The sequence below is a fragment of the Rhodovarius crocodyli genome (genome assembly GCF_004005855.1).
In the GTDB taxonomy this organism is placed as follows: Bacteria; Pseudomonadota; Alphaproteobacteria; order Acetobacterales; family Acetobacteraceae; genus Rhodovarius; species Rhodovarius crocodyli.
This window is the reverse complement of the sequence record NZ_SACL01000009.1, coordinates 94,198-107,792: the sequence shown is the minus strand read 5'-3', so window position 1 is coordinate 107,792 and position 13,595 is coordinate 94,198. Positions and strand designations below refer to the sequence as shown.

The 13,595-nt window shown below is 70.2% G+C and carries 13 protein-coding genes; 7 read left to right on the top strand and 6 right to left on the bottom strand.

Annotated features, from left to right (window positions below; translation table 11 throughout):
• The first annotated feature begins 1 nt into the window (after position 1).
• From EOD42_RS20890 to leuD, 4 genes are read left to right on the top strand one after another with little or no spacing between them, the layout of a single operon-like run.
• On the top strand, positions 2–856 hold the full coding sequence (locus EOD42_RS20890) for an SDR family NAD(P)-dependent oxidoreductase (RefSeq protein ID WP_127789524.1): 855 nt from the start codon (positions 2–4) through the stop codon (positions 854–856).
• Positions 853–1,725, top strand: coding sequence for an isocitrate lyase/PEP mutase family protein (locus EOD42_RS20885; RefSeq protein ID WP_127789523.1), 873 nt, complete (start codon positions 853–855; stop codon positions 1,723–1,725). The genes EOD42_RS20890 and EOD42_RS20885 overlap by 4 nt, the downstream gene beginning before the upstream one ends.
• Complete coding sequence (gene leuC / locus EOD42_RS20880; RefSeq protein ID WP_127789522.1) at positions 1,725–3,125, top strand: 3-isopropylmalate dehydratase large subunit; 1,401 nt, start codon at positions 1,725–1,727, stop codon at positions 3,123–3,125. Before EOD42_RS20885 ends, leuC begins: the two co-directional genes overlap by 1 nt.
• The gene (gene leuD / locus EOD42_RS20875; protein WP_127789521.1) at positions 3,122–3,760 is read left to right on the top strand and encodes a 3-isopropylmalate dehydratase small subunit; all 639 of its coding nucleotides are present in this window, start codon (positions 3,122–3,124) and stop codon (positions 3,758–3,760) included. The genes leuC and leuD overlap by 4 nt, the downstream gene beginning before the upstream one ends.
• A 147-nt stretch (positions 3,761–3,907) precedes the next feature.
• On the opposite strand, the gene EOD42_RS20870 is transcribed toward leuD, so the two are convergent.
• The 6 genes from EOD42_RS20870 to EOD42_RS20845 are packed head-to-tail and all read right to left on the bottom strand — an operon-like array spanning position 3,908 to position 9,679.
• Positions 3,908–4,879, bottom strand: a complete 972-nt coding sequence (locus EOD42_RS20870; RefSeq protein ID WP_127789520.1) for an SMP-30/gluconolactonase/LRE family protein — start codon at positions 4,877–4,879, stop codon at positions 3,908–3,910.
• 12 nt (positions 4,880–4,891) lie between these two features.
• On the bottom strand, positions 4,892–5,854 hold the full coding sequence (locus tag EOD42_RS20865; RefSeq protein ID WP_127789519.1) for a Bug family tripartite tricarboxylate transporter substrate binding protein: 963 nt from the start codon (positions 5,852–5,854) through the stop codon (positions 4,892–4,894).
• Positions 5,855–5,903: 49 nt separating this feature from the next.
• Positions 5,904–6,650 (bottom strand): IclR family transcriptional regulator, encoded by a 747-nt coding sequence (locus EOD42_RS20860; RefSeq protein WP_127789518.1) that lies wholly within the window; start codon positions 6,648–6,650, stop codon positions 5,904–5,906.
• Positions 6,647–7,702: an amidohydrolase family protein gene (locus tag EOD42_RS20855; protein WP_127789517.1), complete on the bottom strand. Its 1,056-nt coding sequence runs from the start codon at positions 7,700–7,702 to the stop codon at positions 6,647–6,649. Before EOD42_RS20855 ends, EOD42_RS20860 begins: the two co-directional genes overlap by 4 nt.
• Before the next feature lie 5 nt (positions 7,703–7,707).
• The gene (locus EOD42_RS20850) at positions 7,708–8,667 is read right to left on the bottom strand and encodes a Bug family tripartite tricarboxylate transporter substrate binding protein (protein ID WP_164868053.1); all 960 of its coding nucleotides are present in this window, start codon (positions 8,665–8,667) and stop codon (positions 7,708–7,710) included.
• A 13-nt stretch (positions 8,668–8,680) separates the two neighbouring features.
• Positions 8,681–9,679: a hydroxyacid dehydrogenase gene (locus tag EOD42_RS20845; protein WP_127789515.1), complete on the bottom strand. Its 999-nt coding sequence runs from the start codon at positions 9,677–9,679 to the stop codon at positions 8,681–8,683.
• A gap of 509 nt (positions 9,680–10,188) precedes the next feature.
• On the opposite strand from EOD42_RS20845, the gene EOD42_RS20840 reads away from it, so the two are divergent.
• The 3 genes from EOD42_RS20840 to EOD42_RS20830 are packed head-to-tail and all read left to right on the top strand — an operon-like array spanning position 10,189 to position 13,367.
• Positions 10,189–10,653: a (2Fe-2S)-binding protein gene (locus EOD42_RS20840; protein ID WP_127789514.1), complete on the top strand. Its 465-nt coding sequence runs from the start codon at positions 10,189–10,191 to the stop codon at positions 10,651–10,653.
• Complete coding sequence (locus tag EOD42_RS20835) at positions 10,650–12,941, top strand: xanthine dehydrogenase family protein molybdopterin-binding subunit (RefSeq protein ID WP_127789513.1); 2,292 nt, start codon at positions 10,650–10,652, stop codon at positions 12,939–12,941. Before EOD42_RS20840 ends, EOD42_RS20835 begins: the two co-directional genes overlap by 4 nt.
• A gap of 54 nt (positions 12,942–12,995) precedes the next feature.
• Complete coding sequence (locus EOD42_RS20830; protein WP_164868052.1) at positions 12,996–13,367, top strand: c-type cytochrome; 372 nt, start codon at positions 12,996–12,998, stop codon at positions 13,365–13,367.
• Positions 13,368–13,595 lie beyond the last annotated feature (228 nt).

The following is a 13,595-nucleotide window of genomic DNA, read 5'->3' as shown; positions in this document are numbered from 1 at the left end:
GATGGACACCGAACCGAAAGCGGCCGAGGCCAGCCTGGCCGGCCGTGTCGCGCTCGTGACCGGCGCGGGCTCGCGCGGGCCCGGCATCGGCAATGGCCGCGCCGCCGCCATCCTGCTGGCCCGCGCCGGGGCGCGCGTCGGCCTGATCGACAGCCAGGCGGATTGGGCCGAGGCCACGCGCCGCATGATCGAGGCCGAGGGCGGCCAGGCCGCGGTGCTGGAATGCGATGTCACCCGGGATGCCTCGTGCCGTGACGTCGTGGCGGCCACGCTGTCGCGCTGGGGGCGCGTCGATATCCTGGTGAACAATGTGGGCGTGGGCGGTCCGCCGGGAAGTGCCGTGGATCTGGACCTCGAAGGCTGGGACCAGGCGATGCGCGTGAATGTCACGGCCATGATGCTGATGGCCCGCCATGCCATCCCGCCGATGCGCGAGCTGGGGCGCGGGGCGATCGTGAACATCGCCTCCGTGGCCGGGCTGATGGGCGGGCACCCCAGCCTGCTCTACCCTGCCTCCAAGGGCGCGGTGGTGGGCATGACCCGCGCCATGGCGGCGCACCACGGGCCGGAGGGGATCCGCGTGAACTGCGTAGCCCCCGGCATGGTCTACACGCCCATGGTCTCCGCCAACGGCATGTCTGCCGAGAAGCGCGCGCTGCGTCGCGCCCGTTCGCTGCTGACCACCGAGGGCAATGGCTGGGATGTGGGCCATGCGGTCCGCTACCTCGCCAGTGACGAGGCCCGCTTCATCACCGGCACCATCCTGTCCGTCGATGGCGGCGCGGTGGCCGGCCGCCCGGTCGGCGGCGCCTCGCCCGACCATGCCTATCTGCGACCCACGGAGAGCGTCTCGTGACCCAGACATCCAAGCTGCGCGCGCTGCTGGCCGCACCCACCATGGTGCGCGCGCCCGGCGTGTATGACGGCATCACCGCCAAGCTGGCGGCCCAGGCTGGGTTTCCGGCCGTCTACATGACCGGGGCCGGCACCTCCGCCTCGCTCGGCTACCCTGATTACGGGCTGCTGACGATGAGCGAGATGGCCGCCAACGGCGCGCTGATCGCGCGCTCGGTCGATGTGCCGGTGATCGCGGATGCCGATACCGGTTACGGCAATGAGCTGAACGTGACCCGCACGGTGCAGGAATATGAGCGCGCCGGCATCGCCGGCCTGCACCTGGAGGACCAGGGCTTCCCGAAGAAATGCGGGCACCTGGACGACAAGGAGATCATCCCGCGCGAGGAGTACGTGGCCAAGATCCGCGCCGCTGTCGCCGCGCGACGGGACCCGGATTTTCTCATCATCGCCCGCACCGATGCCGGCGCGGTGATGGGCATGGAGGAAGCCATCGCGCGGGCCAACCTGGCGCTGGAGGCCGGCGCCGACATGGCCTTCGTCGAGGCCGCCCGCAGCATGGAGGAGGTGGCCGCCATCCCCCGCCAGGTGCGCGGCCCCTGCCTGCTGAACATGGTGCGCGGCGGCAAAACGCCGGATATGTCCCTGGCCGACGCGGAAGCCATGGGCTACCGCCTGACCATCATGCCCAGCCTGCTGCTGAGCGCGATCATGCAGGTGTGCGACGAGACCCTTCGCGTGGTGCGGGAGACAGACCAGCCGCCTTCCTCGGCCGGCGCGCCCTCGGTGCGGGAACGCTTCCGCCGCTGGGGTGCCGATGAGTGGGACGCGCTGCGCACCCGCTTCCGCGATCCCGAGGATGCGAAGTAATGGCCACGCTGCTGGACAAGCTGTGGGACCCGCATGTGATCGCCGATCTCGGCGATGGCTGGTGGCTGCTGCATGTCGACCGGGTGCTGCTGCACGATCTGTCTGGCTGGCGCGCCATGGAGGAGATGCGCTCTCGGGGCTTGGCCGCCGCCGCCCCGAAACTCGCCTTCGCCACGCCGGACCATGCCGTGTCCACCGCGCCCGGCCGGCGCGGCGACAGCTATGGCCCCGGCGAGAAACTGTGGTCCGGCCTGCGCGACGGCGCGGCACGCAACGGCATCGACTTCTTTGACCTGGGCCAGATCGGCCAGGGCATCGTGCATGTGATGGGGCCGGAGATGGGCATCACCCTGCCGGGCACCACCCTGGTCTGCGGCGACAGCCACACCTGCACCAATGGCGGCCTCGGCGCGCTCGCCTTCGGCATTGGCTCCACGGAACTGGTGCATGTGCTGGCCACCCAGGTGCTGCGCCAGCGCAAGCCGCGCGCCATGCGGGTGCGTTTCGAGGGGCGGCCGGGCCCGGGCGTGTCGCCCAAGGACCTGGTACTGCATCTGGTGGGCAGGATCGGCGCCGATGGCGGCACCGGCCACGCGGTGGAATTTGCGGGCGAAGCGATCCGCGCTCTACCGGTCGAAGGCCGGATGACCATCTGCAACATGGCCATCGAGCTGGGCGCCAAGATGGGCTTCGTGGCGCCAGACGAGACGACCTTCGCCTATATTGCCGGCCGTCCCTATGCGCCCCAGGGCGAGATGTTCGAGCGGGCCGTCGCCGCATGGCGCGACCTGGTCAGCGACGAGGATGCGGTGTTCGACCGGGAGGTGGTGATAGACGCATCTGCTGTGGCGCCCACCGTCAGCTGGGGCACCAGCCCAGAGCACACCATCGCCATCGACGCCGCCATTCCCGCCCCCGAGCAGGCGCCCGATGCCGACCGGCGCGCGGCCTGGGGCAAGGCGCTGGACTATATGGGGCTCGACGCCGGCCGGCCCATCGCCGGCACCCCGGTCGACTGGGTCTTCATCGGCTCCTGCACCAATTCCCGCATCGGGGACCTGCGCGAGGCAGCGGCCGTTGCGCGCGGCCGCAAGGTGGCACCGGGTGTCCGTGCCTGGATCGTGCCGGGCTCCGAGGCAGTCAAGCGCCAGGCGGAGGCCGAGGGGCTGGATGCTGTGTTCCTCGGCGCCGGTTTCGAGTGGCGCGAACCGGGGTGCAGCCTGTGCGTCGCGGCCAATGGAGAGCGCGTGCCGGAGGGGGCGCGCTGTGCATCCACCTCCAACCGCAATTTCGTCGGCCGGCAGGGGCCGGGTGCGCGCACCCATCTGATGGGCCCCGCCATGGCGGCGGCCGCGGCGGTGACCGGTACCCTCACTGACGTGCGGAGGCTGGGCGCATGACACCCTTCACCACCGTGACCGGCGCGGCCGCTCCGCTGATGCAGCCCAATATCGACACCGACGTGATCATCCCCATCCATCGCTTGACCGGTACGGCCAGGGAGACGATGGGGCAGTTCGCGTTCGAGCCACTGCGCTATGGCGCGGATGGCGCCGAGAACCCGGATTTCATCCTCAATCGCCCGGCGTTCCGGGGCGCGCCCATCCTGATCGCCGGTGCGAACTTTGGTTGTGGCTCATCGCGGGAGGGTGCGGTCTGGGCGCTGAGGGGAGTAGGGCTGCGCTGCGTGATCGCCGAGGGATTCGGCGACATATTTCAGGGCAATTGCTATCAGAACGGCATGCTACCCGTCACGTTGTCTGCCAGGACGGTGGAAGAACTGGCGCGACAGGCGGTGCAAGGCGCTCCATTCACGGTCGATCTGATCAACCGAATGGTGATCTCACCCGGAGGGACGTCATACCCCTTCGATATCCCGCCGTTACGCCGGGAAGCGTTATTGGAAGGGTTGGACGAGTTGGCGCAGACACGAAAGCGCCTGGCTGAGATAACGACCTGGCAGGAGCGAGACCAGGAGACCAGGCCATGGGTCTGGCGACATCTTCCCCAAGCGACCAAAGAGGGTTCGACATAGCTGGTCCTATCGCGCAGGAGCGGGGGTGACTCACCTGATCAGATCGGCTCAGGTCCGACTGCACGTTGGCGCACGCCCCGCATTAATTCCGGGTTCAACGACTCACCTCAGCTGCCCGCAAAAGATATCGGGGCCGCAGGGCTCGACCTAGCCGCCCACCGCCCCCTGCGCCTCCACATACAGCGCATAGACCGACTGGCTCGCGGTCATGAACAGCCGGTTGCGCTTGCGCCCGCCGAAGCACAGGTTGGCGCAGCGTTCCGGCAGCAGGATGCGCCCGATCAGCGTGCCGTCGGGCGCGAAGCAGGCCACGCCGTCCTGGCCGGGCCCGCCCGAGAATCCGGCCCAGACATTGCCTTCCGTGTCGCAGCGGATGCCGTCCGCATGGCCCGCGCCGTCGAAGAACAGCCGGCCGTTGCGCGGCATGCCCTCCACCATGTCGTACACCCGCGTCAGCCGATCGCCTGAGGGCGTGTCCACGACGTAAAGCAGCGATTCGTCAGGCGAGAAGCACAGCCCGTTCGGCCGCTCCATGTCGTCGATCGCGATGGTCAGCGCGCGGGTTTCGGGGTCCAGGCGATACACGCGGTAAGGCAGCTCCTTCGGCGCCTTGTCGCCCAGGTAATGGCCGCGGATGCCCGCGCCATTGTCGCTGAACCAGATGCTGCCGTCGGACTTCACCACCACGTCATTCGCGCCCGTCAGCCGCGTGCCCTCGAAGTGAGAGGCCAGCACCGTGACCGTGCCGTCGTATTCCGTGCGCGTCAGGGTGCGGCTGCCGAGCTCGGCACTGATCAGCCTTCCCTGCCGGTCGCGGGTATTGCCGTCGATGTTGCCGCAGGGCTGGCGCAGGGGCGCCACCTGCCCCGTCACCTCGTCCCAGCGCAGCAGCGCGTCGTTCGGGATGTCGGTGAACAGCAGGCTGCGGGTGTCGCCGAAATAGACCGGCCCCTCAGTGAAGCGGAAGCCCGTGGCGATGCGCTCGATGGCGGCCAGCGGCGTGATCAGCGCCTGGAACCGCGGGTCCAGCACGATCACGTCAGGGTCGGGGTAGCGCACCGGCGGCGCATTGGCCTGCCAGCGTGAAAGGTCGCCTGATGCTGCGGGTTGGGATGCCATGCGCGCGGTTCCTTACTGGCGCTCGAAATGCGCTGCCGCGGCCACCCGGCCCCAGCGCTGCGTATCCTGCGCGATGAGATTGGCGAAATCCTCGCGCCCCTGCCCGCCGGGCTCAAGCCCCTGCTCCGCCAGGCGGCGCAGCGTGCCCTCCTCCCGCAGGATGGCCTGCACGGCACCCTCCAGCTTCGCCAGGATGGGTTCGGGCGTGCCGGCCGGAAAGGCGAAGCCCGCCCAGATGCCGCCGACCACGCCCGCCAGCCCGGCCTCGATAAAGGTCGGCACGGCGGGCATCAGCGGGGATCGCGCCTGCGCGCCGATGGCCAGCGCCCGCAGCTGCCCGCCCGCGATGCTGGACCCGGCGGCCGAGATGGTGGCCATCGAGCAATCCACCTGCCCCGCCACCACGGCCAGCATGGCCTGGGCGCCGCCGCGGAAGGGCACATGCAGCATCTTCACGCCGGCCGCCTGCTGGAAGGCCTCCGTCATGAAGTGCGGGGAGCTGCCGCTGCCGCCGGTGCCGAAGCTCACGGCCTCATTGCCCTGCTTCGCGGCGTCGATCAGGTCACGCAGGGTGCGGAAGCGGGAATCGGCCTTCACCACCAGCATGAAGGGGCCTGAGGCCGCCAGCGCCACCGGGCGGAAGGCATGGGCCACGTCCCAGGGCAGGTTGGCGGTGGTGTGCGGCAGCATGGTGTAGCTGTTGTCGATGGCCAGCAGCGTCGCGCCGTCAGGGGCCGCGCGCGCCGCCTCCTGGAAGCCCACGATGCCGCCCCCGCCGGTCCGGTTCTCCACCGTGAAGGGCTGGCCCAGCGTCTCGGAAAGCCGCGTCGAGATCAGCCGCGCCACGATGTCCACCCCGCCGCCCGGCGCCCAGGGCACGATGACGCGCACGGCGCGGCTGGGCCAGGCTGGCTGCGCGCTGGCGAGGACGGGAGAGAGCAGCAAGGGACCCAGGGCCCGGCGGGTGAGATCCATGGTCGGCGTTTCCCAAATTCGTTGGGGTCAGCCTAGGCCGGGCAGACGCCTAACGCAACGTCGTTTCGTTTTTCACGGCATCGGCCATGGCGGCCGGCACCTTGCCACCCAGCGCGGTGGACAGCTCGACCGCCGTGGCCACCAGCAGCCCCGACGCCGCCTGGGCGGCCTGCTGCGTCAGGCGCGTCAGCGGCCCGGTGATGCTCAGGGAGCCGCGGAAGCGCTCGCCCGGCCCGAAGACCGGCACGGCGAGCCCCGCCAGATGCGGGTCCGTGGCGCCGGCGGAATAGATGGGGATCGTCCTCTCCTGGCCGGGCACGCCCTGCGGGCCGAACTGCTTCAGCACCCGCGCGATGGCCGAGTTGTCGAGCGGCAGGCTGTCGCCCTGGCGAACATGCACCCGCAGCGCCTGGGGGGAGTCCACCCGGAACAGGCAACGCCGCATGCCGCCCTCCTCGATGAAGAAGGAGGCGCTCTCGCCGGTGCGCTGGGCCAGCATCTCAAGCCTGGGCATGAGCAGGACGTCCAGCCGGAAGCTGTCCTGGTACAGAGAGCCCAGCCGCAGCAGCTCCGCCCCCAGCCGGTAGGACCCGTTCGGCTGCCCGATCAGGAAGCCGTGCCCCTCCAGCGTCAGGGCCAGGCGCATGATCGTGCTTTTGACGATGCCGGTGCGCTCGGCCAGCTCCGACAGGCTGACCGTGTCGTCACCCTTGCGGAAGGCAGAGAGGATGGTCAGGGCGCGGCCCGCGGCGGCGACACCTTCGAGATTCGGCTTGCGGCGAATGGACGCGCTCATGACGTTCCGATTAACGCAACACCGGCCGGCAGGCGATAGACCCGTGCGGCGGTGCCGGCGAACAGGTTGAGGCGGTCCTCGTCCGGCAGCCCCTCGGTCAGGCGCTTGAAGCCGTTCCACAGCACGGCATAGCCGTAGCTGCCCTTGTCCACCGGGAAATTGCTCTCGAACATGCAGCGCGCGGCGCCGAACATCTCGATGCAGGCCAGCATATAGGGGGCGAAGGCCGCGGCGATCTGCTCGGAGCCGGGCGGCACATCGCCGTCCTCAAAGCCGAAGCCGTTCACCGCCATGCCCATCCCGCCGAGCTTCACCGCGATATTGGGCAGGGCCGCCAGCTTCTCCATGCCCGCGCGCCATTCGGCCATCACCTCGGCCCGCTTGCCGGCATAGGGGCCGGCCCCCAAGGGACCGCCCGCATGGTTCAGGATGATCTGCAGTTCCGGCAACGCGCGCGCCAGGGCCAGCACGTCCTCAAGCTGGGTGTGATAGGCCCAGATATCCAGCGACAGCCCGCGCGGGGCCAACTGCGCGGCCCCCTTCAGGAAGGCGGCCGAAGCCAGCATGCCCGGCGGGGGTGGGATCGGGTTGGAGACGATCTCCTTCGACGGATGCCAGGCGGTGGTGTTGCGGATGCCGCGCAGCCTGTCCCCCGCCACGCGCAGGTGGCGGTCCAGCAACGGCGCGGCGGCCTCGCCCAGCATCAGGTCCACCATGGCCACGATCCCGGCATTCACCCGCGTCGGGCCATAGATGCCGCTGGCGCTGCAGGCCGCGACCCCATTGGCGAATTCCGTCTCGCCGAGGGAGCGTTCCTCCACCGGCCCCTCGGCCCGCAGCATGCCGCGCGCCTGGACATAGACGGTGGCGACGATGTTATGCCCAGTGCCCGTATCGGCCAGCAGGTCATCGAGCAGGTAGCGCGACCCCGGCCGGTCCCACAGGTGGTGGTGGCAATCGATGATGGGCATTCCGGGTTCCAGGATCGGTTCCCGGCGCAGCGCCAGCCATTCCTCGCGGACCGCCAGGTGCGGGCCCTTCGCGGTGCTCATCCGGTTCAACCCAGCCTGATGTTGTGTTCACGCACGAAGCCCTGCCACAGGCTGCTCTGCGCCTCGAAGAAGGCGGCGAATTCCTCGGGCGTGTTGGGCGTGGCCTGCAGGTCGCCGGCGCGCAGCCGGGCGGCCACCTCGGGGTCCTGGATCGCCTCATTCAGCGCGCGGTTCAGCGCGGTCACGATCGGCGCGGGCGTGCCCTTCGGCAGGAACACGCCGTTCCATTCCGAGGTCTCGAAACCGGGCAGCGTCTCCGACAGCGGCGGCACATCGGGCAGCGAGGTAAGCCGCCCGCTGCCGGTATGGGCCAGCGCCCGCAGCGCGCCGTCGCGCACGAAGGGCGCCGAGACGTTCACATTGCCGAAGAACACCTGCACCTGGCCCGAGATCAGGTCGTTCACCGCCGGCGCGCCGCCGCGATAGGGCACATGGTTGAACTGCACGCCGGCACGCTGGGCGAACAGCTCCATCACCAGGTGCTGCAACGACCCGCTGCCGGCCGAGGCCGCGTCCAGCCGGTTGGGCGTGTTCTTCGCCAGGGCGATGAAGGAGGCGATGTCGCGCGCCGGCAGCGACGGGTTCACCAGGACCAGCTGCGGCACGGTGATGGGCCGGAATACCGGCAGGAAGTCACGGCGCGGGTCATAGGTCAGCTGGGGGAACAGCGCGGGCGTGATCGAGATGCCGGTGCCGTCATGCAGGATGGTGTAGCCGTCGGGCGCCGCCTGGGCCACCGCCGCCGCGCCCACCGTGCCGCCGGCGCCCGAGCGGTTCTCGACCACGAAGGGCTTGCCCAGCCTGTTGGACAGGCTGGTGAAGATCAGCCGCGCCACGATGTCGGCGGTGCCGCCCGGGGCCCAAGGCACGATGACGCGCACGGTGCGGGCGGGCCAGCTTTCCTGCGCGAGGGCAGGCGTGGCCAGGGTGCCGAGCATGGCGGCGCGGCGGGTGATCTTTATCAAGGCTGTTTCCTCCTCAGGCGGTGATCGGGCTGCCGCCGGCCGTGACCACGGCGCCGGCCAGCGCGGGGGCGCGCCCGTCCAGCACGGCCACGATGCTCTCGGCCGCGCCGGTGGACATGCCGAGCGCGCCATTGGGCGTATTGGCCGCCAGATGCGGCGTCGGGATCACGCGCGGATGGTGGCGGAACGGGTGATCGGGGCCGAGCGGCTCCTTGGCGAAGACATCCAGCCCGGCCCAGGCCAGGTGCCCGGAATCGAGCGCCGCCAGCAGCGCATCCTCATCCACGATGCCGCCGCGCGCCGTGACCACCAGGATGCCGCCGGCGGGCATCAGCGCAAGCCCCGCCGCATCGATCATGCCGAGCGTCTCTGCCGAGAGCGGGCAATGCACGGACAGCACCTCCGCCTCCCGCAGCAGCTCCGCCAGGCTGTCCAGCCGGGTGCCGGGGCCCGGCAGCGCGCCAGCCGGCAGATGCGGGTCATAGGCAAAGACCCGCATGCCGAAGGCCTCGGCATAGCGCGCCACCTTGGAGCCGATGGCGCCATAGCCCACGATGCCGATGCGCTTGCCCTCGATATCCGGCGTGAAGCGCGAGGTCTTTTCCCACCGGCCCTCGCGCATGCCCTCAATGACCGAGGGCAGGTCCTTCAGCAGCGGCAGCATCATCGCCATGGTGTGCTCGGCCACCGAGCGCGAGTTGGCGCCGGCCGCGCGGGTGACGGTCAGCCCACGCTGCCGGGCCGCCTCCAGGTCGATACCGTCCAGCCCCGCGCCGTGCCGCGCCAGGACACGCAGTTCGGGCAGCGCCGCGTCCATCACCGCCGGGGTGATGCTGCCGTGGCGGTGCAGGATGGCGACGGGGCGATATTGCCGCACGGCCTCGATCAGTTCAGCTTCCGGCGGGTAGTTGGCAGTGCAGATGACACGATAGCCTGCCTGTTCCAGCAAGGCGGCCGCGGCGGGCGCCAGGGTTGCGGCCGTGATCAGGACGTTGCGGCTGTTGTGACTCATGACCTTGTTTCCTCCGGAAACCTCAGGCTTCCAGAGTTCGAAACAAAACACAACGACGTTTCATTATTCTCATGCAGATCGGCTGTCACCGGCAGCCCGACCAGCAGCCGGTAGGGGCCGCGTCGGCCGCCACGATGGTTTGCTGCAGGGATCAAGCCGTACCGCTGCGACTAGCCGGCCTATCGGGGATGAGCCGATCAACTGGGTGCATCAATCCGGCATCAGGCCGCCCCGAGGGAGGCGCCGTCGATCACGAAGCGATACTTCACATCCCCCTTCAGCATGCGGTTGCAGGCCCCGTTGATCGTCTCCGGGCATTTGTCGTTCCCATTCTGTAACGCCGCCCGCCTGGTCGCGCCCACTGATCGGCGAGGCGGATTGTTGAATTCCGTTCAACATGCCGTTCTGCCGGCGGCACGTTCACATTGTTGCCTCCAAGGCAATATCCAACGGCTCTGCGCCGCGCCCTGCCGGGGGCCGGCGCCAGCCATGCGACAGGGGGCATCACCATGGTCAAGCTGACGGTCAACGGGACCGAGCATGAGTTCTCGGGCGACCCAGACATGCCGTTGCTCTGGTACCTGCGGGACATCCAGGGCCTGACGGGCACGAAGTTCGGTTGCGGCCAGGCGCTCTGCGGTGCCTGTACCGTGCACCTGGACGGCGCCGCCGTGCGGTCGTGCCAGACACCGGTGGCCGCCGCCGAGGGCAGCAGCGTCACCACCATCGAGGGCCTTTCACCCGACGGCAATCATCCGGTGCAGGTCGCCTGGCGGGAGCTGAACGTGGCCCAGTGCGGCTACTGCCAGACCGGGCAGATGATGCAGGCCGCGGCCCTGCTGAAGGACATGCCCAACCCCACCGATGACCAGATCGACGACCAGATGACGGGCAACATCTGCCGCTGCGGCACCTACACGCGCATCCGGGCCGCCATTCACCAGGCCGCGCGCCTGCAGGAGGCTGCCCGATGAATGCCATCCTCCCCTCGCCGCGCGGCGGCGTGATGAACCTGTCGCGCCGCGCCCTGCTGATGGGCCTGGGCGCGGGCAGCCTGGTGCTGGCGGCGGGCGGCGCCTCGGCCCAGCAGCGCGCCTTCGGCGGCGCCGCCATGCCGGGCGGCCTGCGCGATGCCCCGAACCTGTTCGTGGCGCTGGCGCGCGACGGCACGGTGACCATCCTCTGCCACCGCTCCGAAATGGGCCAGGGCGTGCGCACCGGCATGCCGCTGATCGTCGCCGAGGAAATGGAGGCCGATTGGGCGCGCGTCGCCGTCGGCCAGGCACCGGGCGATGAGGCGCGCTTCGGCAATCAGGACACCGACGGATCGCGTTCCACCCGCCAGGGCTTCCTGTCCATGCGCCGCGTCGGTGCCGCTGTCCGGCAGATGCTGGAAACCGCCGCCGCCGAGCGGTGGCGCGTGCCGGTGGCCGAGGTCGCTGCCACCAACCACACGGTGGTCCATCGCGCATCCGGCCGCAGCCTGGGCTTCGGTGACCTGGCGGAGGCGGCGTCCGCCCTGCCCGTCCCCGATCGCGCGACGCTGCGCCTGAAGGACCCTGCCGCTTTCCGCTATCTCGGCAAGGGCGAGGCGGGGTTGGTCGACAACCGCGCCATCACCACCGGGCGCGCCGGCTACGGCATCGATACCCGGATGGACGGCATGCTCCATGCCGTCATCGCCCGCCCACCCGTGCTGGGCGGCAAGGTCAGGCGTTTCGACGCCGCCGCTGCTGCCGCCATCCCCGGCGTGCTGCGGGTCGTGCCCATCGAGGCGCCGGCACAGCACGCCCCCTTCCAGCCGCTGGGCGGCATCGCCATCGTCGCGGAGAACACCTGGGCCGCCCTGAAGGGGCGCGAGGCCCTGGTGGTGGAATGGGACGCCGGCCCTCATGGCGCCTACAACTCCACGGCCTATCGCGCCGAGCTGGAGGCCGCGGCCCGCAGCCCCGGCCAGGTGGTGCGCGATGACGGTGACGCCCCCGCCGTCCTGGCCGCCGCCACACGCAGGGTCGAGGCCGAGTACTATGTGCCCCACCTCTCCCAGGCACCGATGGAACCCCCGGTCGCGACAGCCCGGGTCACGGCCGATGCCGCCGAGGTCTGGGCCAGCGTCCAGGCGCCCGAGGCCACCAGGAAGAATGTCGCGGACCGCCTGGGTCTGCCGCTGGACAAGGTGACGGTGAACGTCACGCTGCTCGGCGGCGGCTTCGGGCGCAAGTCCAAGCCCGATTTCGTGGTGGAAGCCGCCATCCTGTCCCGCGCCATGGATGGCCGCCCGGTAAAAGTGACCTGGACGCGCGAGGACGATCTGCGCAACGGCTACCTGCACATGGTCTCGCTGGACCGGCTGGAGGCGGCGCTGGGCGCGGACGGCAAGCCACAGGCGCTGCGGCATCGCACGGTGGGGCCCAGCATCACCTCCACCTTCGTGCCGACATCCGAGCATCAGGGCCCGTTCGAACTGGCGATGAGCGCGACCGGCCTGCCGCTGGCCATCCCGAACTACCGGGTGGAAAACCCGGCGGCGAAGGCGCACACGCGCATCGGCTGGTTCCGTTCGGTGGCCAACATTCCGCACGCCTTCGCCGTGCAGTCCTTCATCGCGGAAATGGCGCATGCAGCAGGCCGCGACCCCAAGGACTACCTGCTGGAACTGATCGGCCCGGACCGGCGTATCGACCCCGGCACGCTGGCCGACCGCTGGAACTACGGCGAGGACCCGGCCCTCTACACGCATGACACCGCACGGCTGCGCGGCGTGATCGAGAAGGTGGCCGCCGAGGCGCGCTGGGGCCGGGCGATGCCCGCGCGCAGCGGCCTGGGCATCGCGGCCCTGCGCTCCTTCGCCAGCTACACCGCCGCCGCGGTGGAGGTGAGTGTGGACGCGCGCGGCAACCTGTCCATCCCGCGGGTGGACATCGCGATTGACTGCGGGCCGGTGGTGAACCCCGAACGTGTCCGCTCGCAGCTGGAAGGGGCCGTCGTGCAGGGCATCGGCCTGGCGATGCTGGGTGAGATCAGCTTCGCCGACGGCGCGACCGAGCAGGTGAATTTCGACACCTATGAGCTGGCCCGCATGGATACCGCCCCGCGTGAGATCCATGCGCACATCATCCCGGCCGGCAGCTGGGACGAGCCGATGGGCGGCGTGGGCGAACCCGGCGTGCCGGTCGTGGCCCCTGCCCTGACCAACGCCATCTTCGCGGCCATCGGCAAGCGCATCCGTACCCTGCCGATCCGCAACCAGCTGGCGGGCTGATGCCCCGGCCCGGCGGGTAGCCCGCCGGGCCCGTTCTTCCGGAGATCAACACCCATGTCGATGAAGAAGGCCGCGCTGGCGGCGTTGCTGGCGCTCGGCTGCGCCACGGGGGCCTCGGCCCAGGAAGCGGCGGCGGAAGGGCGGCGGCTGTTCCAGCAGCGCTGCGCGAGCTGCCACGCCACCGAAACCGGCATCAACCGCATCGGGCCGAGCCTTGCCGGGGTCACCGGCCGCCAGGCCGGGCGGCTGGAAGGCGCGCGCATCACCGAAGCGCTGCGCGGTTCCGGCCTCACCTGGGATGAGGCGACGCTCGACCGCTTCCTGCAGGCTCCGCGCCAGCTGGTGCCGGGCACGAGCATGATGGTCGCGCTGAGCAACCCGGCCCAGCGCGCCGCGGTCCTTGCCTATCTCGCCACCCTGCGCTGATCAGCCGAGCGGGCGGAGCTCCCGCAGCAGGTCGATCAGATGCGCAGCCCCGCCGGCAGCTGGCGCCGGCAGGGGTAACCCGCCCCCGGTCAGGCCCATTCGGGCATCACGATCTCAAGCCGCCTGCGGCACCGCCTGAGGGTCATTGAGGCACAGGACGGAAGGTGGAGAGGCATGGACGTCGCATGCCGGGCCAAGCTCCCGTTCATACAGCCGGCCGGGCCTGCG

What these genes read in the sequence shown, in the direction of transcription:
- EOD42_RS20890 (WP_127789524.1), top strand. Translation starts at nt 2, where the DNA reads ATGGACACCGAACCGAAAGCGGCCGAGGCCAGCCTGGCCGGCCGTGTC.
- leuC (WP_127789522.1), top strand. Translation starts at nt 1,725, where the DNA reads ATGGCCACGCTGCTGGACAAGCTGTGGGACCCGCATGTGATCGCCGAT.
- leuD (WP_127789521.1), top strand. Translation starts at nt 3,122, where the DNA reads ATGACACCCTTCACCACCGTGACCGGCGCGGCCGCTCCGCTGATGCAG.
- EOD42_RS20870 (WP_127789520.1), bottom strand. Translation starts at nt 4,879, where the DNA reads ATGGCATCCCAACCCGCAGCATCAGGCGACCTTTCACGCTGGCAGGCC.
- EOD42_RS20865 (WP_127789519.1), bottom strand. Translation starts at nt 5,854, where the DNA reads ATGGATCTCACCCGCCGGGCCCTGGGTCCCTTGCTGCTCTCTCCCGTC.
- EOD42_RS20860 (WP_127789518.1), bottom strand. Translation starts at nt 6,650, where the DNA reads ATGAGCGCGTCCATTCGCCGCAAGCCGAATCTCGAAGGTGTCGCCGCC.
- EOD42_RS20855 (WP_127789517.1), bottom strand. Translation starts at nt 7,702, where the DNA reads ATGAGCACCGCGAAGGGCCCGCACCTGGCGGTCCGCGAGGAATGGCTG.
- EOD42_RS20845 (WP_127789515.1), bottom strand. Translation starts at nt 9,679, where the DNA reads ATGAGTCACAACAGCCGCAACGTCCTGATCACGGCCGCAACCCTGGCG.
- EOD42_RS20840 (WP_127789514.1), top strand. Translation starts at nt 10,189, where the DNA reads ATGGTCAAGCTGACGGTCAACGGGACCGAGCATGAGTTCTCGGGCGAC.
- EOD42_RS20835 (WP_127789513.1), top strand. Translation starts at nt 10,650, where the DNA reads ATGAATGCCATCCTCCCCTCGCCGCGCGGCGGCGTGATGAACCTGTCG.
- EOD42_RS20830 (WP_164868052.1), top strand. Translation starts at nt 12,996, where the DNA reads ATGTCGATGAAGAAGGCCGCGCTGGCGGCGTTGCTGGCGCTCGGCTGC.